Origin of the sequence: Mycobacterium sp. (genome assembly GCF_036490025.1) — a bacterium.
Lineage (GTDB): Bacteria > Actinomycetota > Actinomycetes > Mycobacteriales > Mycobacteriaceae > Mycobacterium.
In genome coordinates this window covers 1-19164 of the sequence record NZ_DASXEP010000023.1, presented here as the reverse complement: position 1 = coordinate 19164, position 19164 = coordinate 1, and the positions used below count along the sequence as shown (strand labels likewise).

General features: G+C 65.7%; 20 protein-coding genes and 1 pseudogene. 9 read left to right on the top strand and 12 right to left on the bottom strand.

Annotation, left to right across the window (positions count from 1 at the left end; translation table 11 throughout):
* Window positions 1-67: 67 nt before the first annotated feature.
* The 4 genes from VGG53_RS02505 to fadD3 all read right to left on the bottom strand — a co-directional run bounded on the left by VGG53_RS02505 (window position 68) and on the right by fadD3 (window position 4726).
* Window positions 68-1015 (bottom strand): acyl-CoA dehydrogenase family protein, encoded by a 948-nt coding sequence (locus VGG53_RS02505; protein WP_331516414.1) that lies wholly within the window; start codon window positions 1013-1015, stop codon window positions 68-70.
* A gap of 82 nt (window positions 1016-1097) precedes the next feature.
* Window positions 1098-2057, bottom strand: a complete 960-nt coding sequence (locus VGG53_RS02500; RefSeq protein ID WP_331516413.1) for an acyl-CoA dehydrogenase — start codon at window positions 2055-2057, stop codon at window positions 1098-1100.
* Between the two features lie 6 nt (window positions 2058-2063).
* On the bottom strand, window positions 2064-3194 hold the full coding sequence (locus VGG53_RS02495; protein ID WP_331516412.1) for an acyl-CoA dehydrogenase family protein: 1131 nt from the start codon (window positions 3192-3194) through the stop codon (window positions 2064-2066).
* Window positions 3194-4726 carry a 3-((3aS,4S,7aS)-7a-methyl-1,5-dioxo-octahydro-1H-inden-4-yl)propanoate--CoA ligase FadD3 gene (gene fadD3 / locus VGG53_RS02490; RefSeq protein ID WP_331516411.1) on the bottom strand — a complete coding sequence of 511 codons (1533 nt, stop codon included), beginning with the start codon at window positions 4724-4726 and terminating at the stop codon, window positions 3194-3196. Before fadD3 ends, VGG53_RS02495 begins: the two co-directional genes overlap by 1 nt.
* A gap of 95 nt (window positions 4727-4821) precedes the next feature.
* On the opposite strand from fadD3, the gene ipdE1 reads away from it, so the two are divergent.
* From ipdE1 to fadA6, 4 genes are read left to right on the top strand one after another with little or no spacing between them, the layout of a single operon-like run.
* Entirely contained in the window at window positions 4822-5979 is a 1158-nt protein-coding gene (gene ipdE1 / locus VGG53_RS02485) for an acyl-CoA dehydrogenase IpdE1 (RefSeq protein WP_331516410.1), read from the top strand.
* Entirely contained in the window at window positions 5976-6764 is a 789-nt protein-coding gene (gene ipdF / locus VGG53_RS02480) for a (5R,7aS)-5-hydroxy-7a-methyl-1-oxo-2,3,5,6,7,7a-hexahydro-1H-indene-carboxyl-CoA reductase (RefSeq protein ID WP_331516409.1), read from the top strand. Before ipdE1 ends, ipdF begins: the two co-directional genes overlap by 4 nt.
* Window positions 6761-7366 (top strand): TetR family transcriptional regulator KstR2, encoded by a 606-nt coding sequence (gene kstR2 / locus VGG53_RS02475; RefSeq protein WP_331516408.1) that lies wholly within the window; start codon window positions 6761-6763, stop codon window positions 7364-7366. The genes ipdF and kstR2 overlap by 4 nt, the downstream gene beginning before the upstream one ends.
* Complete coding sequence (fadA6, locus tag VGG53_RS02470; RefSeq protein ID WP_331516407.1) at window positions 7363-8532, top strand: steroid 3-ketoacyl-CoA thiolase FadA6; 1170 nt, start codon at window positions 7363-7365, stop codon at window positions 8530-8532. Before kstR2 ends, fadA6 begins: the two co-directional genes overlap by 4 nt.
* 174 nt (window positions 8533-8706) lie before the next feature.
* Here the strand turns inward: fadA6 and VGG53_RS02465 are convergent, their stop codons facing one another.
* Window positions 8707-9297 carry a TetR/AcrR family transcriptional regulator gene (locus VGG53_RS02465; protein WP_331516406.1) on the bottom strand — a complete coding sequence of 197 codons (591 nt, stop codon included), beginning with the start codon at window positions 9295-9297 and terminating at the stop codon, window positions 8707-8709.
* Between the two features lie 83 nt (window positions 9298-9380).
* On the opposite strand from VGG53_RS02465, the gene VGG53_RS02460 reads away from it, so the two are divergent.
* The gene (locus VGG53_RS02460; protein ID WP_331516405.1) at window positions 9381-10094 is read left to right on the top strand and encodes a DUF899 domain-containing protein; all 714 of its coding nucleotides are present in this window, start codon (window positions 9381-9383) and stop codon (window positions 10092-10094) included.
* A complete protein-coding gene (locus VGG53_RS02455; protein ID WP_331516404.1) occupies window positions 10091-10480 on the top strand; it encodes a VOC family protein in 390 nt (129 codons plus the stop codon). The genes VGG53_RS02460 and VGG53_RS02455 overlap by 4 nt, the downstream gene beginning before the upstream one ends.
* A 14-nt stretch (window positions 10481-10494) precedes the next feature.
* On the opposite strand, the gene ipdC is transcribed toward VGG53_RS02455, so the two are convergent.
* From ipdC to echA20, 4 genes are read right to left on the bottom strand one after another with little or no spacing between them, the layout of a single operon-like run.
* A complete protein-coding gene (gene ipdC / locus VGG53_RS02450; protein ID WP_331516403.1) occupies window positions 10495-11559 on the bottom strand; it encodes a (3aS,4S,5R,7aS)-5-hydroxy-7a-methyl-1-oxo-octahydro-1H-indene-4-carboxyl-CoA dehydrogenase in 1065 nt (354 codons plus the stop codon).
* Window positions 11556-12308: a cholesterol ring-cleaving hydrolase subunit IpdB gene (ipdB, locus tag VGG53_RS02445; protein ID WP_331516402.1), complete on the bottom strand. Its 753-nt coding sequence runs from the start codon at window positions 12306-12308 to the stop codon at window positions 11556-11558. The genes ipdC and ipdB overlap by 4 nt, the downstream gene beginning before the upstream one ends.
* Window positions 12305-13189 (bottom strand): cholesterol ring-cleaving hydrolase subunit IpdA, encoded by an 885-nt coding sequence (gene ipdA, locus VGG53_RS02440; protein ID WP_331516401.1) that lies wholly within the window; start codon window positions 13187-13189, stop codon window positions 12305-12307. The genes ipdB and ipdA overlap by 4 nt, the downstream gene beginning before the upstream one ends.
* A complete protein-coding gene (gene echA20, locus VGG53_RS02435) occupies window positions 13186-13944 on the bottom strand; it encodes a (7aS)-7a-methyl-1,5-dioxo-2,3,5,6,7,7a-hexahydro-1H-indene-carboxyl-CoA hydrolase (protein WP_331516400.1) in 759 nt (252 codons plus the stop codon). Before echA20 ends, ipdA begins: the two co-directional genes overlap by 4 nt.
* Window positions 13945-14011: 67 nt before the next feature.
* Between echA20 and VGG53_RS02430 the strand changes: the two genes are divergently transcribed.
* The 3 genes from VGG53_RS02430 to VGG53_RS02420 are packed head-to-tail and all read left to right on the top strand — an operon-like array spanning window position 14012 to window position 16460.
* Window positions 14012-14797: an SDR family oxidoreductase gene (locus VGG53_RS02430; RefSeq protein WP_331516399.1), complete on the top strand. Its 786-nt coding sequence runs from the start codon at window positions 14012-14014 to the stop codon at window positions 14795-14797.
* Between the two features lie 23 nt (window positions 14798-14820).
* Window positions 14821-15726: an SDR family oxidoreductase gene (locus tag VGG53_RS02425; protein WP_331516398.1), complete on the top strand. Its 906-nt coding sequence runs from the start codon at window positions 14821-14823 to the stop codon at window positions 15724-15726.
* 23 nt (window positions 15727-15749) lie between these two features.
* Window positions 15750-16460 carry an MBL fold metallo-hydrolase gene (locus VGG53_RS02420; protein WP_331516397.1) on the top strand — a complete coding sequence of 237 codons (711 nt, stop codon included), beginning with the start codon at window positions 15750-15752 and terminating at the stop codon, window positions 16458-16460.
* Here VGG53_RS02420 and VGG53_RS02415 read toward each other — a convergent pair.
* The 3 genes and pseudogenes from VGG53_RS02415 to VGG53_RS02405 form a co-directional block, all read right to left on the bottom strand.
* Window positions 16435-17406, bottom strand: coding sequence for a histidine phosphatase family protein (locus VGG53_RS02415; protein WP_331516396.1), 972 nt, complete (start codon window positions 17404-17406; stop codon window positions 16435-16437). The genes VGG53_RS02420 and VGG53_RS02415 overlap by 26 nt on opposite strands.
* Window positions 17407-17420: 14 nt before the next feature.
* On the bottom strand, window positions 17421-18410 hold the full coding sequence (locus VGG53_RS02410) for a histidine phosphatase family protein (RefSeq protein WP_331516395.1): 990 nt from the start codon (window positions 18408-18410) through the stop codon (window positions 17421-17423).
* A 152-nt stretch (window positions 18411-18562) separates the two neighbouring features.
* A pseudogene (locus tag VGG53_RS02405) lies at window positions 18563-19164 on the bottom strand (oxidoreductase); the annotation flags it as partial.

Genomic DNA, 19164 nt, shown 5'->3' with positions numbered 1-19164 from the left:
GCCTCCTCCTCATCGCGCTGCGCGTCCCCCTCGCCGCTGCGCGGCTGGGGGTGCCCCCACGGCATCGTCACCGGGCGAACACCTCGGATTCAAGCCGGCGCAGGTGATCGCTCGGCGGGCCCAGCAGTTGCGAACTACCATGCGCGCGTTTGAAATACAGCTGCATGTCGTGTTCCCAGGTGATCGCGATACCGCCGTGCAGTTGAATGCCCTCGGCGGCCACCGTGCTGAACGCCTCACTGGCGGCGACGCGGGCCAGCGCCGCCGATGTCGCCGACGGTGCATCGGCGGCCTCGTTCACCACGGCGCGCGCCGCCTGCACCGCCACATAGAGATCGGCCATCCGGTGCTTGAGGGCTTGAAAACTGCCGATCGGCCGACCGAACTGCTGACGTTCCTTGGTGTAGTCGACGGTCAGTTCCAGGCAGCGTGCCGCCGCGCCGATCTGCTCGGCGGCCAGCAGTATCGCCGCGGCATCGTCCACACCGGGATCCGTGCCGAGCGGTGCAGTGCTCTCCGGTGTGATACGGGCCAGCCGACGGGTCGGATCCATGGTGATGACGGGCTCAGCACTGAAAGCCGCCCACCGGTCGAGCTTGCCGTCGTTGGCCGCGATGACGATGTCGGCCACGTCGCCGTTGACCACATAGTCACGGTCGAATACCACCGCGCCGATCGCAGCGCCCTCGGCCAGCGCGCCCAGCACCTCGGCATCGGGCCGGTCTGCGGCCAGCAGCGCCAGTTCGGCCAGCGTGGTACCGAGCAGCGGGCTGGGTACCAGGCCCTTGCCCAGTTCTTCGAGGACCACAGCCGCATCACCGAGAGTGCCGCCGGCACCGCCGAATTCCTCGGGTACCACCAGAGCGGCAGCACCCACCTGCTCGCAGAGCAGCCGCCACAACGATTCGTCGTAGCCGCGTTCGGATTCCATCGCATCGCGCACCGCGGCGGGGGAGGCATGCTTGGTTACCAGCGCTGCGACGGTCTCGCGCAGCAGCTCTCGCTCGTCAGTCATCGGCGCCGCTCCTCCTCATTGCTGCGTCCCCCTCGCCGCTGTGCGGCTGGGGGTGCCCCCACTGCATCGTCGCCGGCGCAACTCACGTCAGTGCCTCCAGCACTCGTCGCCGGTGTGCGGCCGGGTCGCCCCAGGCCGGTCGCAGCGCCTGTACCCGCAACAGCCACAGCGACAAGTCGTGCTCGGCGGTGAAGCCGATCGCGCCGTGGGTCTGCAACGCCGACCGCGCGGCCAGTAGTGCGGCGTCGGATGCGGAAGCCTTGGCAGCGCTCACATCGCGGGCGGTGTCGGGCGACCGGTCAGCCAGCGACAAGGCGGCGCCGTACACCAGCGGCCGGGCCAGCTCGAGCGCGATATGCACGTCTGCCAGCTTGTGCTTGATCGCCTGGTACGAACCGATGACGCGGCCGAACTGGGCGCGCTGCTTGGCGTAGTCGACCGCCGCGTGCAGCAGCGACTGGCCCGCCCCAACCAGCTGCGCCGCGGTGGCCAGTGCGCCGAACTCGTACGCGCGTGCCACATCGGCCTGCCACGTTGAATCGCCGGAGACGACGTCGAACAACCGGCGGCTAAGGTCGACCGATTCATGCTGCTCGCCGGCGCGCGCTTCGCTGACCTGTCCGTCCAGATCGGCCAGCAATGTCAGCCCGGCGGTGTCGGCATCGACTGCGCGTGGCACATGCGGCCGCAGCGCGACGGTGGCGATCAGCTCACCGGTGGCCAGCCCTGCGCAGCGCTCGTCTTCGGCCAGCAGAAGTGGCGCCACCGCAATGGATTCGGTGACGGGCCCGGGTACTCCCCAGCGGCCCAGTCGTTCCAGCGCGACGACCAGGTCGACCGGATGCGCGTCGATGCCGTCGAAGCGCTCCGGTACCGCCAGCGCGGTGACGCCCAGGTCGGCCAGTCGAGCCCAGACCTTGCGCCCGGGCCCGGTGTCGCCGTCGGCCCAGGCGCGTACCGCGCCCGGCACGTCTGCCGCTGCCAGCGCCGCGTCGATACTGGCGGCGAAATCGCGTTGTTGCGCGTCAACGTCAAAAAACACAGCATCTCACCTTTTGTCCCGGGGCAGCCCCAACAGCCGCTCGGCGATGATGTTGCGCTGAATCTCGTTGGTGCCGGCGTAGATCGGTCCGCCCAGCGCGAACAGCAGTCCGTCTGTCCATGCGTCGGCGAGTTCACCGTCGGCACCGCGGATGTCCAGTGCGGTCTGGTGCACCGCGACGTCAAAGTCTGACCAGAACACTTTGGTCACCGACGATTCCGCACCCAGTTCACCACCGCCCGCCAGCCGGGTCACCGTGCCGAAAGTATGCAGCCGGTAGGCCTGCGCTTTGATCCACGCGTCCGCAACTTGATCGCCGAAGAGACCGTCGCCCTGAGCTTTCCACAGTTCAGCGAGACGTTCCGCAGAAGCCACGAACCTTGCCGGGCTGCGCAGCGACATGCCGCGCTCGTTGCTCGACGTGCTCATCGCCGCCCGCCAGCCGTCGTGCACCTCGCCGATCACGTCCGTGTCGGGCACGAACACGTCGTCGAGGAAGATCTCGCCGAATCCGGTATCGCCGCCTAGTTGGGCGATCGGCCGCACGGTGATCCCGCCGGCCTTCAGGTCGAACATGAAATACGTCAGCCCGCGGTGCCGCTGCGCTTCGGGGTCAGAGCGGAACAATCCAAACGCCCTGTCGCCGAAGGGTGCTCGCGAGCTCCAGATCTTTTGGCCGTTGAGCAGCCAGCCGCCGTCGGTGCGAGTCGCCGTTGAGCGCAGCGAGGCGAGATCACTGCCGGACTCGGGCTCCGACCAGGCCTGCGCCCAAATCTCCTCGCCGCTGGCCATCTTCGGCAATATCCGGCACAGCTGCTCGTCGGTGCCGTGTGCGAACAACGTCGGCGCCAGCATCGAGGTACCGTTGGCGCTGGCCCGGCCCGGCGCGCCGGCACGGAAGTACTCTTCCTCGTAGACCACCCACTGCAGAAGGGTCGCGTCGCGGCCGCCGTACTTCTCCGGCCAGGTGATGACCGACAGGCCTGCATCGAAAAGCACCTTGTCCCAACGACGGTGCTGCTCGAAACCCTCTGCCGTGTCATAGGAATGCGTCGGAAACGCGTCTCGGTGCGACGACAGGAATTCGCGCACCTCCTGCTGGAATGTCAGCGTCTCGTCGTCGAATTGCAGATCCATCAGTGCGCCATCTCTCGCAGTAGCGGTTTGACCACCTTGCCGCCCGCGTTGCGCGGCAGCGCGTCGATGAACCTCACCGAACGCGGTGCTTTGAAATTCGCCAGATATTCACGGGTGTAGGCGATCACCGCCTGCTCGTCGAGCCCGGACTCCGGCCGCGTCACCAAAAATGCCCGGCCCACTTCGCCGAGTCGCTCGTCGGGAACACCGATCACCGCGCAGTCCAACACGCCGTCCAGGCGTGCCAGCACCTGCTCGATCTCGGCGGGGTACACGTTGAAACCGCCGCAAATGTACATGTCCTTGAGTCGGTCGGTGACCTGGAGATTGCCTGCGGCATCAAGCTTTCCGATGTCGCCGGTGTGTAGCCAGCCGTCGGCGTCCACGGTCGCCGCGGTCGCTTCCGGGTCGTCGAGGTAGCCGAGCATCACGTTGGGTCCGCGCAGCAGTACCTCTCCTGTCTCGGCGATACGCAGCTCGAAGTCGGCGATCGGCCGCCCGCAGGTGGTGGCCACCGTGACCGCGTCGTCGTCGGCGCGGCACATGGTGCCCATCCCGTTGGCCTCGGTCAGGCCGTAGGCGGTCAGCACGATGTCGATGTCGAGTTCGTTCTGCATCCGCTCGATCAGCACCACCGGCACCGTCGCCGCGCCGGTCACGGCGAACCGCAGCGAGCTCAGGTCGTAGCGGCTGCGGGCGGGATGATCGAGCAGCGTTTGGTAGATCGTCGGCGGTCCGGGCAGCACGGTGATCCGGTGTTCGGCGACCGCACGCAACGCCTGATCAGCGTCGAAGGTCAGCTGCGGAATCAGCGTGGCGCCGGTTTGCAGGCAGGCCAGGATTCCGGCTTTGTAGCCGAAGTTGTGGAAGAACGGGTTGATGCACAGGTAGCGGTCGTCGCTGGTGATCTTGCCGCAGGTCGCCCATGCCGCCGAGCCCGCCAGCGATTGCCTGTGCGCACAGAGCACACCTTTGCTGCGGCCGGTGGTGCCGGAGGTGAACAAAACGTCGGAGACGTCGTCGGGGCGGACCGCCGCGGCCCGGGCGTCAGCCGCGTCGAGGGCCTCGCCATCAGCTCCGTGCTTCACAAACTGGTCCCATGTCCCGTCGTCGACATCGATCGGCACCCGCACGATGTGACGCAGATCCGGCAGCGCGGAGCGGTCGAGGTCGGCGATTCGGTCAGCTCCGAGGAACTCGCCCATTGCCACCAGCAAGGGGGCGCCGGTGCGGGCCAGGATGTCGGAAGCTTCGGCCGCGGTGTAGCGGGTGTTCAGCGGGACCACGGTGGCGCCGGCGTAGTGCGTGGCCAGGCAGGCGACCACCCAGTGCCAGGTGTTCGGTGACCAGATCGCCACCCGATCGCCGGTCTGGACGCCGAGGCTGATCATCGCCGCCGCCGCGCGGCGCACGTCGTCACGCAGTTCGGCGAAGGTGATGGTCCGGTCGGGCGTGATCAGCGCGTCGTGGTCGGGGAGTTGACCCGCGATGTGGTCCAGCGCCGCAGGAATGGTCTGCGGATGGATCGACATCGAACTCCTCATACCCAATGGTCTGTCTCCCTGCACACGGCGCAGATCACCGCCGGGGGCTAACAAGCAAGTGCTTGGTAGGTTAGCCTACAGGGGTGCAAGGCGTCGAGGAGTTCAGGGCCGAGGTCCGTGATTGGCTCGCCGAGAACCTGGTGGGCCGATTCGCGGCGCTCAAGGGCCTTGGTGGGCCCGGTCGCGAACACGAGGCGTTCGAAGAGCGGCGCGCATGGAACCAGCACCTGGCGCACGCGGGCCTGACCTGCCTGGGTTGGCCGGTCGAGCACGGCGGTCGCGGTCTGTCCGTCGCGCACCGGGTGGCGTTCTACGAGGAATACGCGATCGCCAACGCACCCGCCAAGGTCAACCATTTCGGCGAAGAACTGCTGGGGCCGACGTTGATCGCCTTCGGCACGCCGGAGCAGCAGCAGCGGTTCCTTCCCCGGATTCTCGATGTCACCGAGCTGTGGTCGCAGGGCTACTCCGAGCCGGGCGCCGGCAGCGACCTGGCCAACGTGTCCACGACCGCGGTCTTGGATGGCGACGAGTGGGTGATCAACGGCCAGAAGGTGTGGACATCGCTGGCGCACTGGGCGCAGTGGTGCTTTGTGGTGGCCCGCACCGAGAAGGGCTCCAAGCGCCACGCCGGGTTGTCGTACCTGCTGGTGCCGCTGGACCAGCCGGGAGTGGACGTTCGCCCGATCGTCCAGCTGACCGGGGACTCCGAATTCAACGAGGTGTTCTTCGACGACGCGCGCACCGGGGCCGACCTGGTGGTGGGCCAGCCCGGGGACGGTTGGCGGGTCGCGATGGGAACGCTGACCTTCGAACGCGGTGTGTCGACACTCGGCCAACAGATCGTCTACGCCCGCGAGCTCAGTGCCATCGTGGAGCTCGCTAAAAGCACTGGCGCGGCTGACGATCCGCTGATTCGCGAACGGCTGACCCGCTCCTGGGCCGGCCTGCGGGCGATGCGCTCCTATGCCCTGGCCACCATGGATGTCGAAGGAAGCGGCCGGGCCGCCGGGAAAGATAATGTCTCGAAGTTGTTGTGGGCCAACTGGCATCGCGATCTCGGTGAGATCGCGATGGACGTGCAAGGTAAAGCCGGCTTGGCGTTGGCGAACGGCGACTTCGACGAGTGGCAGCGGCTCTACCTGTTCACCCGCGCCGACACCATTTACGGCGGCTCCAACGAAATACAGCGCAACATCATCGCCGAGCGGGTGCTCGGCCTACCGAGGGAGGCTCGATGACGCTCGCCGTTGCGCCGGAAGAAGTTGCCGGACACGGCCTTCTGCAGGGCAAGGTCGTGATCGTCACGGCCGCGGCCGGCACTGGTATCGGCTCGGCCACGGCCCGGCGTGCGCTGGCCGAAGGCGCCGACGTCGTCGTCTCCGATCATCACGAAGCGCGGCTGGGCCAAACCCGCGACGAACTGTCCGCTTTGGCACTGGGCCGGGTGGAAAGCGTGGTGTGTGACGTCACGTCCACCGCGCAAGTCGACGCGCTGGTCGCATCCACCACCGCGCGGATGGGCCGGGTCGACGTGCTGGTGAACAACGCCGGTCTGGGCGGTCAGACTCCGGTGGTCGATATCACCGACGAGGAGTGGGACCGGGTCCTCAACGTCACGCTGACCTCGGTGCTGCGCACCACCCGGGCGGTGCTGCGGTACTTCCGGGATGCCGATCACGGCGGCGTCATCGTCAACAACGCCAGCGTTCTCGGCTGGCGTGCCCAACACTCGCAGTCCCATTACGCCGCGGCCAAAGCCGGGGTGATGGCACTGACCCGTTGCAGCGCAATCGAAGCCGTCGAATACGGGGTGCGGATCAATGCGGTGTCACCCAGTATTGCCCGGCACAAGTTCCTGGACAAGACCAGCTCGCCAGAACTGCTCGACAAGTTGTCGGCCGGCGAAGCTTTCGGACGGGCAGCCGAGCCGTGGGAGGTCGCGGCAACCATCGCATTCCTGGCCAGCGACTACTCCAGTTATCTGACTGGAGAAGTGATTTCGGTGTCGAGTCAGCACCCATGACCGAACTGAGCCCGCCGAACAGCCGCCGCGACGAGTTACTCGAGCTCGCCGCGATGATGTTCGCCGAGCGCGGGCTGCGGGCAACCACCGTGCGCGACATCGCCGACAGCGCGGGCATTCTCTCCGGCAGCCTCTACCATCACTTCGCCTCGAAAGAGGAGATGGTCGACGAGGTGCTGCGGAACTTCATGGAGTGGCTCTTCGCCCGCTATCGCGAAATCATTGAGGCTCAGTCGAATCCGCTGGAGCGGCTCAGGGGCCTGTTCATGGCGTCGTTCGACGCTATCGAGCATCGGCACGCGCAGGTCGTCATCTACCAGGATGAGGCCAAGCGGCTGTTGCGGCAGCCGCGGTTCTCCTACCTCGAGGACCTGAACAAAGAGCAGCGCAAGATGTGGGTCGACGTGCTGCACCAGGGCATCGAGGAGGGGTACTTCCGTCCCGATCTCGATGTCGACCTGGTCTACCGGTTCATCCGCGACACCACCTGGGTGTCGGTGCGCTGGTATCAGCCCGGTGGACCACTCACCGCGCAGCAGGTGGGGCAGCAGTACCTCGCTATCGTCCTAGGTGGAATTACCAAAGAAGGAGCGGCACAATGACTTCAAACAATCAGGCGTACGTCATCGAGGCAGTACGTACAGCGGTTGGTAAGCGCAACGGCGGACTGGCCGAGATACACCCCGTCGACCTCGGTGCGCTGGGGTGGCGTGGTCTGCTTGATCGGGTCGACGTTGATCCCGCGGCAGTTGAGGATGTGATCGCCGGCTGCGTCGACGCCATCGGAGGGCAGGCCGGTAACATCGCCAGGCTCTCCTGGCTGGCCGCCGGCTACCCGGAAGAGGTTCCCGGTGTCACCGTCGACCGGCAGTGTGGATCCAGTCAGCAGGCGATTTCCTTTGGTGCGCAGGCGATCATGGCGGGCACCGCGGACCTTATCGTGGCGGGCGGCGTGCAGAACATGAGCCAAATCCCGATCTCGTCGGCGATGACAGTCGGCGAGCAGTTCGGGTTCACCTCGCCGACCAACGAGTCCAAGCAGTGGCTGCACCGATACGGCGATCAGGAGATCTCGCAGTTCCGTGGTTCGGAGCTGATCGCCGAGAAGTGGAATCTGTCCCGCGAAGAGATGGAGCAGTACGCGCTGACCAGTCACGAGCGAGCCTTTGGGGCTATCCGCGGCGGCCACTTCGACAACGAGATCATCGCCGTGGAAACCGAATCCGGTCCGTTCCGGGTCGACGAGGGTCCGCGCGAGTCGTCGCCGGAGAAGTTGGCCGGCCTGAAGCCGTTGGTCGAGGGCGGCCGCTTGACTGCCGCGATGGCCAGTCAGATTTCGGACGGCGCCAGCGCAGTGCTGTTGGCCTCCGAGCAAGCGGTCAAGGACCACAACCTCACGCCGCGGGCGCGTATCCACCACATGAGCGCTCGCGCCGCCGACCCGGTATTCATGCTTACCGGGCCCATTCCGGCTACCCGCTACGCGTTGGAGAAGACCGGCCTGTCGATCGATGACATCGACACCGTCGAGATCAACGAGGCATTCGCTCCGGTCGTATTGGCCTGGCTCAAGGAGATCAAGGCCGACCCGGAAAAGGTCAACCCCAACGGCGGTGCGATCGCCCTGGGCCACCCGTTGGGTGCAACCGGCGCAAAGCTGTTCACCAGCATGCTCAATGAGCTGGAGCGCATCGGCGGTCGCTACGGCCTGCAGACGATGTGTGAAGGCGGCGGCACCGCCAACGTCACGATCATCGAACGGCTGTAATCCTCACACGCGTCTCACTAGACTCTCCAGTCCCTGGCTGAAGGGATGGTCCTTCTGCCGTTTTCGACCCATATGTGATACCAGTCCGAGTGATATCGCATATGGGTTCGTTTCCAAGACGAGTGCATGACCAGCTGATGGTACGCAAGAGGCTGGTGTGACGTCAGACGGGATTCACGCTCGGCGAAACACGCCGGCGATTATGTCGTCGACCGTCCGCCCCGCCAGTGACTCCACCTCTCGACGGCTTGCGCCCCGCAGTGGCCCCCGCAGGGCCAGTTCGGCGAACCCGTGCACCGCAGACCAGCACGGCCATTCGGCGCCATCGCGTCGTTTGGGGGCGAGGACCCCTGCGGCCACCATCGCATCGAGCGCATCGACCAACGCCAGATACGGTGGAGCGCTGGCAGTTTCATCGGGGTTGACCGCTCCGAAAAACGCCACCGCGAACCATCCGGGCTCGTCGAGGGCGAATTTGATGTAGCCCATACCGACCGCGCGCAGTTGATCCTCCCCGCCACGCCGGCGCGACGAGCCCTGCATCTGCGCCACCATCCGATGTTGGATTGCGGTGGCAACCGCGCCGAGTAGAGCTTCACGATCGGCGAAGTGACGATACGCGGCGTTGGGTGAAACCCCGACTCGCCGAGTCGCTTCCCGAATCGTCAACGCTTCCGGCCCGCCGGCCCGGGTGAGGTGCAGGCCGGCGTCGATCAACGCGGTGCGCAGATCTCCGTGGTGATAGCCGGTCTTCAAGGTGGCCAACGCTTGACCCTTCTCGGGCTCGAAGTGTACGGTGTGAACATTATCATGTTGACGGCGTGAACATCTGATCGAAGGGGTGTGTTGTGAGGACCGCAGGATTGCCGCCCGTCGTGGACGAGCAGGTGTGGCAGCGCGAGTTGGATGCCCTGCGCGTCCGGGAGAAGGCGGCCACTCGTGAGCTCGACGCAATCGCCGCGCAGCGACGACGGCTGCCCATGGTCGCGATGCCGGACTACATTCTGGAGGGCGAGAACGGACCGGTGCGGTTGGCCGATGTGTTCGACGGAAAGCCGCAGCTGATCGTCTACAACCACATGTGGTTTCCGGGTGAGGAGTGGCAGTGCCCGGGTTGCACCGGGTTCACGTCGCAGTACACCCGGCTGGAGTTCCTGGACAACTGGGACGCCCGGTTCGTCATCGTCACCCAGGGTCCGATCGACGAAGCGCTCGAATACAAGCGGCGGGTGGGCAACCAGATGACCTGGTACTCCACCGCCAACTGCTCGTTCGGCGCGGATGTCGGCGCCCCACCCGGCGGCGGCTTTGCGGTGAATGTCTTCCTCCGCGACGGGGATCAGGTCTACCGGACCTGGCACACCAATGGGCGTGGGACCGAGCAGCTGAGTCACTCGTTCGCGTTGATCGACCTACTGCCATACGGTCGCCAGGAGGAATGGCAAGACTCCCCGGATGGCTGGCCGCAATCACCGACCTACAGCCGGTGGGCAGGCTCTCAGGAGATCGCCCGGGCATACGGCGTTGATGTAACAACCAACCAACCAGAAGGGGCACGATGACCACCACGACGACCGGCCTGACGACGATGAGCCTGGTGTGCGTTCCGACGTTGGAGCAGGACAAAGCAATCGCGTTCTATGAGTCGCTCGGGTTCGAGAAGCGAACCGACGAGCCGTTCGGTGGCGGATATCGGTGGATCGAGGTTTACCCACCAGAGGGCACGACGGGCATCGCGCTTGCTCCACCCCCGCCGGACAGCGGACCGGTGCAGCCGACCATCACCGGTATCACGTTGACCACCAACGACATCGATGCCACCCACGCCGAGATGAAGAAACTCGGCGTCGACGTCGACGCGCAGGTATCGCGAATGGGCGAGCCGGTTCCGCCGATGTTCTGGTTCCGCGACCCGACCGGGCACACGCTGATGGTTGTGCAGTCCTGATTACCGGAGACCTGTTAATCCTGCACTAACGCCGACGCGGCCTGCAGGTGCTTGACGGCGTCGGAGACGATCGAGTCGATCAACTCCGCGCATGACGGCAAGTCTTCGACGATGCCGGCGACCTGGCCGGAGGCCAGCACGCCGGCGTCGGTGTTGCCCTCGACCAAGCCGGCCTTGAGCAACATCGGGGTGTTGGCCGCCATCACCACCTGTGACCAGGTCAGCTCCTTGCCGTGCCGCATCGCCAGGCCGTCGCGAATCATCGAGGCCCAGCTCATCTGCGACATCTTCTTGAACTTGGCCGCGTTGCGCACCGCTGCGGTGAAACCCCGTGCCCGCGAGCCGCTTTCCAGCTTCTCGACCAGCCCGGTGCGCAGCACGCGGTGCGGCATCCCGTCGACGCGGGTGGTGACGACGGTGCCGTCCAGGGCGGCCTCCAGGTAACGCTGCTTGACCGACTCGGGCACGGTGGAATCCGAGGTGAGCAGGAACCGGGTACCCATGGCCACCCCGGCGGCGCCGTACGACAACGCCGCCGCGAGACCACGGCCATCGAAGAAGCCGCCGGCCGCGATCACCGGAATGCCGACCGCATCAAGGACCGACGGCAGCAGCAGGGTCGTGGCGATCGGCCCGGTGTGCCCGCCGCCTTCGCCGCCTTGGACGATCACCGCATCGGCACCCCAGGAGGCCACTTTGCGGGCGTGCTTGGCCAGGCCGACCGACGGAATCACCACCGAACCCGCGTCTTTGAGCTTGCTGATCAGTTCCTGCTTGGGCGCCAACGCGAACGAAGCGACCTTGACGCCTTCGCGGATCATCAGGTCCACCCGGTCGCCGGCGTCGGCGGCGTCGGCGCGGATGTTGACCCCGAACGGTTTCTCGGTGGCCGCCTTGACCTTTCCGATCGCGACGGCCAATTCATCGAGCGTCATGGTCGCGGAGGCGAGGATGCCCAGTCCGCCCGCGTTGGAGGTCGCCGCCACGAGACGGGCCCCGGCCACCCATCCCATTCCGGTTTGCACCACCGGGTGCTCGATGCCGAGCAGCTCGGTCAGTGGCGTGCGAAGCTTCGTCAACGTATCTCCCGGTCCCGCAAGGCCTTGGGGTCGATGACCTCGTGGATGAGCCGCAATTCTTCGTCGGTCGGCAGTCGGGACTCATCGGCGTCGTCGAGGCCGTGCACATCGAACGAGGTGTTGTCACGGACCTCGTCAGCCGTGACGCCGGGGTGCAGCGACAGCGCTCGCATCGTGCGGTCCGGCCCGCCGAAGTCGAACACGCCGAGATTCGACACCACCCGGTAGGTGTTGGCGAACCGGAACGCCGGGTTGTCGGTGTCCACCTTGTCCCAGCCGATACCGCAGACCACATCGACGGTCTCGCAGAACACCCGCGTGGAATGGTTGCCCACCCAGTAGCTGGTGGCGTGGTTGATGGCGTTGCCAGGCGCGCCGCGGACACCGAACATCTGCCGCTTGGGCTGCTGCAGCGGCCCGAAGGCCGAGATGTTCTGATTACCATGGCGGTCAACCTGATTGGCTCCCATCACCACGTGCCGTCGTCCCCAGGCCAGCGTCTCGAACACCCGGCCGAAGGGCATCCAACCTTCGACCGGCCCGGTCTTGCCCAGTGCCGGGGTGTCGGCCAGTAGCTGGGCTTCGCCGTCGGTCAGCAGGATGTCGGGGGAGAACGTCAGCCGGGCCAGCCGCGCGCCGACCGACGCCATGTTCGTCATCGGGCTGACCATGATCTCGCCAGCGTCTCGGAACAAGTCGGCGCAGGCGACTGCGCACACTTCGGCACGGGTGCTCGCGCTGTCGGTCACGACGACGCCTCCTCTGCGAACTTACGCACGGCCGCCTGGTATTCGGCTTCACCGCCGGACAGATAGGTCTGCACGAACGTCTGCCAGGCCTCCTCGGTTGCCGCGGCCTCGGCGTAGTGCTGTTGGAATTTCTCATCGCGGTCGTAATCCGGTGCCGCGGTGGTGAAGTGGGCGCCACCCGGCGCTTCAACCACGCCGTCGACCATCATCCGGTTCACCAGCAACGCTTGCGGCGGAACGGCTTTGATCAGTTCGTCGGTCGAGACGACGCGGTCCACTGAAAGGTAGCGTCGCTCGGCGGCCATCAAGAAGAGGTCGTCGAAGTAGGGGTCGATGCCGGTGTAGGCGGCGTTGCCCCGTTCGTCGCCGAGGTTGAGATGGACGAACGCGGCGTCCAGGTTCAGCGCAGGCATCGCGAGCAGCGTCTCGTGTCTTCCATTCGGCGCCGGGTAGGGGCTGGTCACTGTTTGCAGTTCGCCGTCCCAGAAGTCCAGGACCGAACTGCCCAAACCGGCGCGAATCGGCAGGAACGGCAGCCGCTGCGCCGCCGCGTGCAAACCGCATCGCAGCATGCCCTCGTCCATTTCGCGTGCCTCAAGCGTTCCGCCGCTACGGGCCTTGGCAAACCACGGGTCGTAGAACGGCGGCGAGTCCAGCGAGACGAACCCGTAGTAAACCCGTTTGACCTTGCCCGCCGAGCAAAGCAGCCCCAAATCCGGCCCGCCGTAGGTCACTACGGTCAGATCCGTGATGTCGGTGCGAAGCATGGCCCGGACGAACGCCATGGGCTTGCGCCGCGATCCCCAGCCGCCGATACCGATCGTCATGCCGCTGCGCAGTTGCGCGACGGCGTCGTCGAGCGTGGTTCGTTTGTCGCTCACTCTTTTTTGCCCTTCGCGGTACCGGCGAACGCGTCGCGGTGCTCGTCGGCCACCCCGGCCAGGTTGAGCTCGAAGGTAAAGCCTTGCTCCATGCGGTAACTGGAGTTGACCCGCTGCACGTCGATCAGGTTCAGTGCCTCCTTTGCCGCGCGGATGACGCGAGTGTCCTTGGCGGCGATGTCGCGCGCCACCCGCAGGGCGGCTTCGTCGAGTTCCTCGCGCGGCACCACCTCGTGCACCGAACCGAAGTGGTGCAGTGTGGCGGCGTCGACAGTGGCCGCGGTGAAGAACAGCCGCCGCATCATGTGCTGCGGCACCAATCGGGACAGGTGGGTCGCTGCCCCCAGCGCGCCGCGTTCGACCTCCGGCAGCCCGAACGTCGCATCCTCGGAGGCCACGATGACGTCGGCGTTGCCCACCAGGCCGATGCCGCCTCCGACGCAGAATCCGTTGACCGCGGCGATCACCGGGACCGCGCACTCGTAGACCGCGCGGAAGGCGGCGAAGCAGCCGCGGTTGGCGTCGATGAGCGCGCTGAAGCCCTCGGTTCGCTGCATCTCCTTGATGTCGACGCCGGCGTTGAACCCACGGCCCTCGGCGCGCAGGATCACCGCGTGGGTGGTCTGGTCGTTGCCGGCCGCGGTCAGCACCTCGCCGAGTTCGAACCAGCCGCGTGATGGGATGGCGTTGACAGGGGGAAAGTCAACGGTGACCGCGACTATCGACGGTTCGACGGTGCGCGACGTAATAGTCATCGAGATCCTCGACCACTTCCTTGGGAGACGATTACCTAAGCAAGCACTTGCTTGGTACGCTAGCACAGTGACCCACGCCGATGGAGGCCCCCCGTTCAGCTTCGGGCTCAGCGGCCGGGTCGTGTTGGTGACCGGCGGCGTTCGAGGGGTAGGTGCCGGGATCAGCAGCGTTTTCGCCCAGCAGGGTGCCACAGTCGTCACCTGTGCTCGGCGAGAGGTTGAAGGCCTGCCCTACGAATTCCACCCCTGCGACATCCGCGACGACGACGCGGTCAAGGCGATGGTCGACACGATCGTCGACCGGCACGGCCGCCTCGACGTGGTCGTCAACAACGCTGGAGGTTCGCCGTTCGTCTTGACGGCCGAGTCCAGCGCGAAGTTCAACCGCAAAATCATTGAGCTCAATCTGATTGGTGCACTGTCGGTTTCCCAGCACGCCAACGAGACGATGCAAAACCAGACAGATGGCGGGTCGATCGTCAACATCTGCAGCCTCAGCGGCCGACGACCGTCACCGGGCACCGGCGCCTACGGGGCGGCCAAGGCGGGTCTGGAAAGCCTCACCCAGACGCTAGCGGTGGAGTGGGGCCCGAAGGTGCGGGTGAACGCCTGCGTGGTCGGCATGGTCGAGACCGAACAATCGGAGCTGTTTTACGGCGACGCCGAATCGATCGCAGCGATTTCGAAGAACGTGCCGCTTGGGCGGCTCGCCACACCTGCCGACGTCGGTTGGGCCGCAGCGTTTCTGGCCTCGGACGCCGCGGCCTACATCAGCGGCGCCTCGCTAGAGGTGCACGGTGGCGGCGAACCGCCGCACTACCTGGCCACCACGAACGCAAGCGCGATCACGTAGAGGATGATGAGGATGGGTAGCTAATGGGAATAGTCGACGGCCGCGTCGTCATCGTCACCGGAGCGGGCGGTGGTATCGGGCGCGCGCACGCCTTGGCCTTCGCCGCCGAAGGCGCACGCGTGGTGGTCAACGACATCGGTGTGGGCCTGGACGGATCGCCAGCCGGCGGTGGCAGTGCGGCTCAAGGTGTCGTCGACGAGATCACCGCTGCCGGAGGCGAAGCCGTCGCCAACGGCGCCAACATCGCGGACTGGGATCAGGCCGCCGCTCTGGTCCAGACCGCTGTCGACAGTTTCGGTGGCCTGGACGTGCTGGTGAACAATGCCGGCATCGTGCGCGACCGGATGATGGCCAACACCAGCGAAGAGGAGTTCGACGCCGTCATCGCTGTCCACCTCAAGGGTCACTTCGCGGCCATGCGGCACGCGGCGTCGTACTGGCGCGGGTTGAGCAAAGAGGGCAAAACCGTTGACGCGCGGATCATTAACACCAGCTCCGGCGCGGGCCTGCAGGGCAGTGTCGGCCAGGGTAACTACAGCGCCGCCAAGGCGGGTATCGCGGCGATGACGCTGGTCGCCGCCGCCGAGATGGGCCGCTACGGCGCCACGGTCAATGCGATCGCGCCGTCGGCCCGGACCCGGATGACAGAGACAGTCTTCGCGGACATGATGGCCACCCAAGACGACGACTTCGACGCGATGGCACCGGAGAATATCTCACCGCTGGTGGTGTGGTTGGGCAGCAACGAATCTCGTGACATCACCGGCAAGGTGTTCGAGGTCGAGGGCGGCAAGATTCGCGTCGCCGAGGGGTGGGCGCACGGACCGCAGATCGACAAGGGCGCGCGCTGGGATCCCGCCGAGTTGGGACCCGTCGTCGCCGACCTGTTGGCCAAGTCGCGGCCACCGGTCCCGGTGTACGGGGCCTGATCCCTGGCCTGCGCTGACTGCTTGTGCACTTCGACTGGGAGTCCTTGACCGACAGCGTGCATCGTTGTCGGCTGCCCTTTCTCGACGTCACTGTCGGTCTGGTGCAGGGCACTGCCGGAGCGTTGCTGGTCGACACCGGTACCACGCTGACCGAAGCGCACGCTATCGACGACGACGTGCGCCTGATTGCCGGGTGCGCAGTGACGCATGTGGTGTTGACCCACAAGCACTTCGATCACGTGTTGGGCTCCGGGGGATTCGCAGATGCTCAAATATTCTGTGCACCGGAAGTTTTGGACTACCTCACAACCCACATTTCTCAGCTTCGCGACGACGCGCTGAGTCACGGAGCCGACGCCACTGAGATCGACCACGCGATCGCCGCACTGCGGGCGCCCCAGCACGCCATCCGCCACGCGGTCGTCGACCTAGGGAACCGCGAGGTGACCATCGCACAGCCGGGGGCCGGCCATACCGATGCGGATCTCGTCATCTCAGTGCCGGGTGCTACCGGCGAGCGAACCGTGATCTTCGCCGGTGATCTCATCGAGGAATCCGGCGATCCGGCAATCGATTCGGATTCCGATGTGGCGGCGTGGCCGGATACACTCGACCGTCTTCTTGCGATTGGCGGACCCGATGCCATCTACGTACCGGGGCATGGCAGCGTCGTGGGCCCGGAATTCATTCGTCATCAACAAGATTGGCTCAGACAGTACCGCCCAAGGCCGTGACGATATCGTCGAACACCGCGACGGGGAACTGAGCCAGCGCCGTGTCGACTTGGCTGAGGCCGGTCTGAAGCGCGGCATCGATCGTCGCTGAGTTACCGCCGAGGAGTGCCTCGTAGATGTCGTAGCCGGCGAATTGCGGCGCCTCGATCAGGCTGCGGTAGTCGACGAACAGGTCGGTCGCCAGGCCCGGATCCTGCGGTACCGGTGTCCCGTCCCAACTGACCAGCGTCCAATCGCCCGGTGAGCCGTCGACCACGACTTGGCCTGTGTAGGGCAACAATTCGCCAGTGCTGAACAGCTCATTGACTACGAGCGGGAAATCCGGGTTGTGCACATTCATCAGCGTCCAGATCGCGATAGTGCCCTCGTGTGAGAACACCGCATCGGTGTCGCCCGCGCTGCTGCCGGCGTAGATCGTCTGGACGGCCTCGTCGACGCGCTGGTCGAACACGATGCCGTTGGCGTCGGTGGAGCCCAACTCCGGCACGAAGTCCAACCCGAGCGTCCATAACGCGGGCGCGAGGAGATAGAGGGCGCCGCCCAATGGGACGTCGCCGACATCCACCGGCATGCCCTCGAAAATCCCGGCATTGATTTCGTTGAGCCCGGCCAAGAATTCAACAGGGACACCGCTGCCGTTGTTCAGTGAACTCAGCGCCTCAATCAACGGCGCTGCGGTTTCCTGTGACCTGACCATCGTCGATGCATAGATCTCATCGATGCCGTTGTGCTCCAACACATCCGCGACATCTTGGGATTGCAGTTCACCGGTATCAGTGAGGTCGGGGCCTGGCACCAGCGTGTTGATCGCGGTCATGTCGCCGGACTCGCCGTGCCGTACGAAGTCCAGCACGATCGACCCATCGTCGCCCCAGGCTGTCGCCGATCCCATCGACAGCAGGGCCGCCGACAGCAGCCCAACAGCAACCCAGCGTGGCTTATACATCTCGGTGTCGCGGCTCAGATACCGCCGCCGAAGGCGGCGACGATCTGATCGAACACCTCGACCGGGAATTGGCTCAGCGCCGCGTCGACTTGGCTGAGGCCGGTCTGAAGCGCGCTATCGATCGTCGCCGAATTACCGGTCAGCAGAGCCTCGTAGATGTCGTAGCCGGCGAATTGCGGCGCCTCGATCAGATTGCGGAAGTCGACGAAAAGCTCGGTGCCCAAGCTGGGATCGGCCGAGACCGGCGTCCCGTCATAGCTGACCAACGTCCAGTCTCCGGGCTGGCCGTCGATGACGACCTGGCCCGTGTTGGGTAGGAAACCGCCGGTCTTCTCTACTTCCTGCAGGAGGACGGAGAAGTCGGGGTTGTTGACGTTCATCAGCGTCCAGACGGCGATCGCGCCTTCGCTGGAGAACGCGACGTCGTTCGCGGTGCCGCTAGCGCTCGCGGTGCCGTTGTAGATGTCTTGCACGGCGGCGCCGAAGTCTTGGTCGAACGTCACCCCGTTCACGCTGGGATCGCCGATGTCCGGGACCAATACATCGCCCATCGCCCAGGAGAGTGGGCCAAGTAAGTACAGGATGCCCTCGAGGCTGGTCGTCGGGTCGCCCTCGAAGGAGCCGGCAGGAATCTCGTTGAGCCCGCTCAACGTCGTGGCGTCCACTGTATGGCCGGCCGCAGTACTCAGCGCATCCAGCAACGGCTGTGCCGTCAGCTGGGTCCTGGCCTCCTCCGAGTCGAAGACCCCGGCGATGCTGGTCCCGAAGTCGTGCTGGATTGCGGTCGCGACATCGGTCGCCTGACCTTCGCCGGTCGCGTCGAGTGCCGTTCCGGGCGGGGTCGTGTCGATGATGCCCGCGCTGTTGTCGATCGACTCCCCGTGCCGGACGAAGTCCAGCACGATCGACTGGTCGTCGGCCCAGGCCAGCGCCGGCCCGATGGCCATCAGAGCAGTCGAGAGGAAGCCAGCCGCAACGAAGCGGAACCGGTTTCGATTGCTCATCACTTCTCCCTCTGGCGCGGGCGTGGCAGCGAGCAATTTACCGCAGCCAACCGCATGGTTTAAGCCAAACCACAGGTTGGTTTAAGTCGGTTCACATACCACCAGCGGGATGGTCCGGTCGGTGGCTTCGCGGTACTTCCGGTAGGACGGACCTAAATGCGGCCAACCTCCTGCAGCCCGTCGATCGTGTCGGCGAGCGTCTGCGCCGCGTCCCGTTGCGTGATGCCGAGGTCGCGTTCGGCAGGGGTGTCATCTGCGGGCGGCATCTGGGTGTAGTACTGCATCGCCGCGGAGTTGATCGGAGTCTCAAACGGCAGGTGATCGCCGATGACGTCGAACAAGCGCCCCAGGGCGCGCAATCCGACATCGGGGACCGGATAAACCACCAGGTTGCGATCAGCGGCGGCACCGAGCAGGAATGCGAGGCGATCCACCGCAATGCGTCGGCCACCGGCCATATATCGGCGCGGTCCTTGGCCGGGCTGCAATAGTGCGACGTGCAAGGCGGCGAGGTCGCGGACGTCCACCACGATCCAGCCGGCGCTGCGCCCGGGCACACCGCGCATCTTGATCGCTGCCTCCACGCCCTCGGCCGCCTCACCGAACTGGTCACCCGCAGGTGGTCCCAGCACCATGCCGGGATAACTGATGTTCACTGGCGCGCCGGCGTCCTGAAGACCTCGCGCATACGCTTCGACGATGGCCTTGGACTTGCCGTACCCGTCGGACCCGCCGACCACGGGCAGGTCCGCAT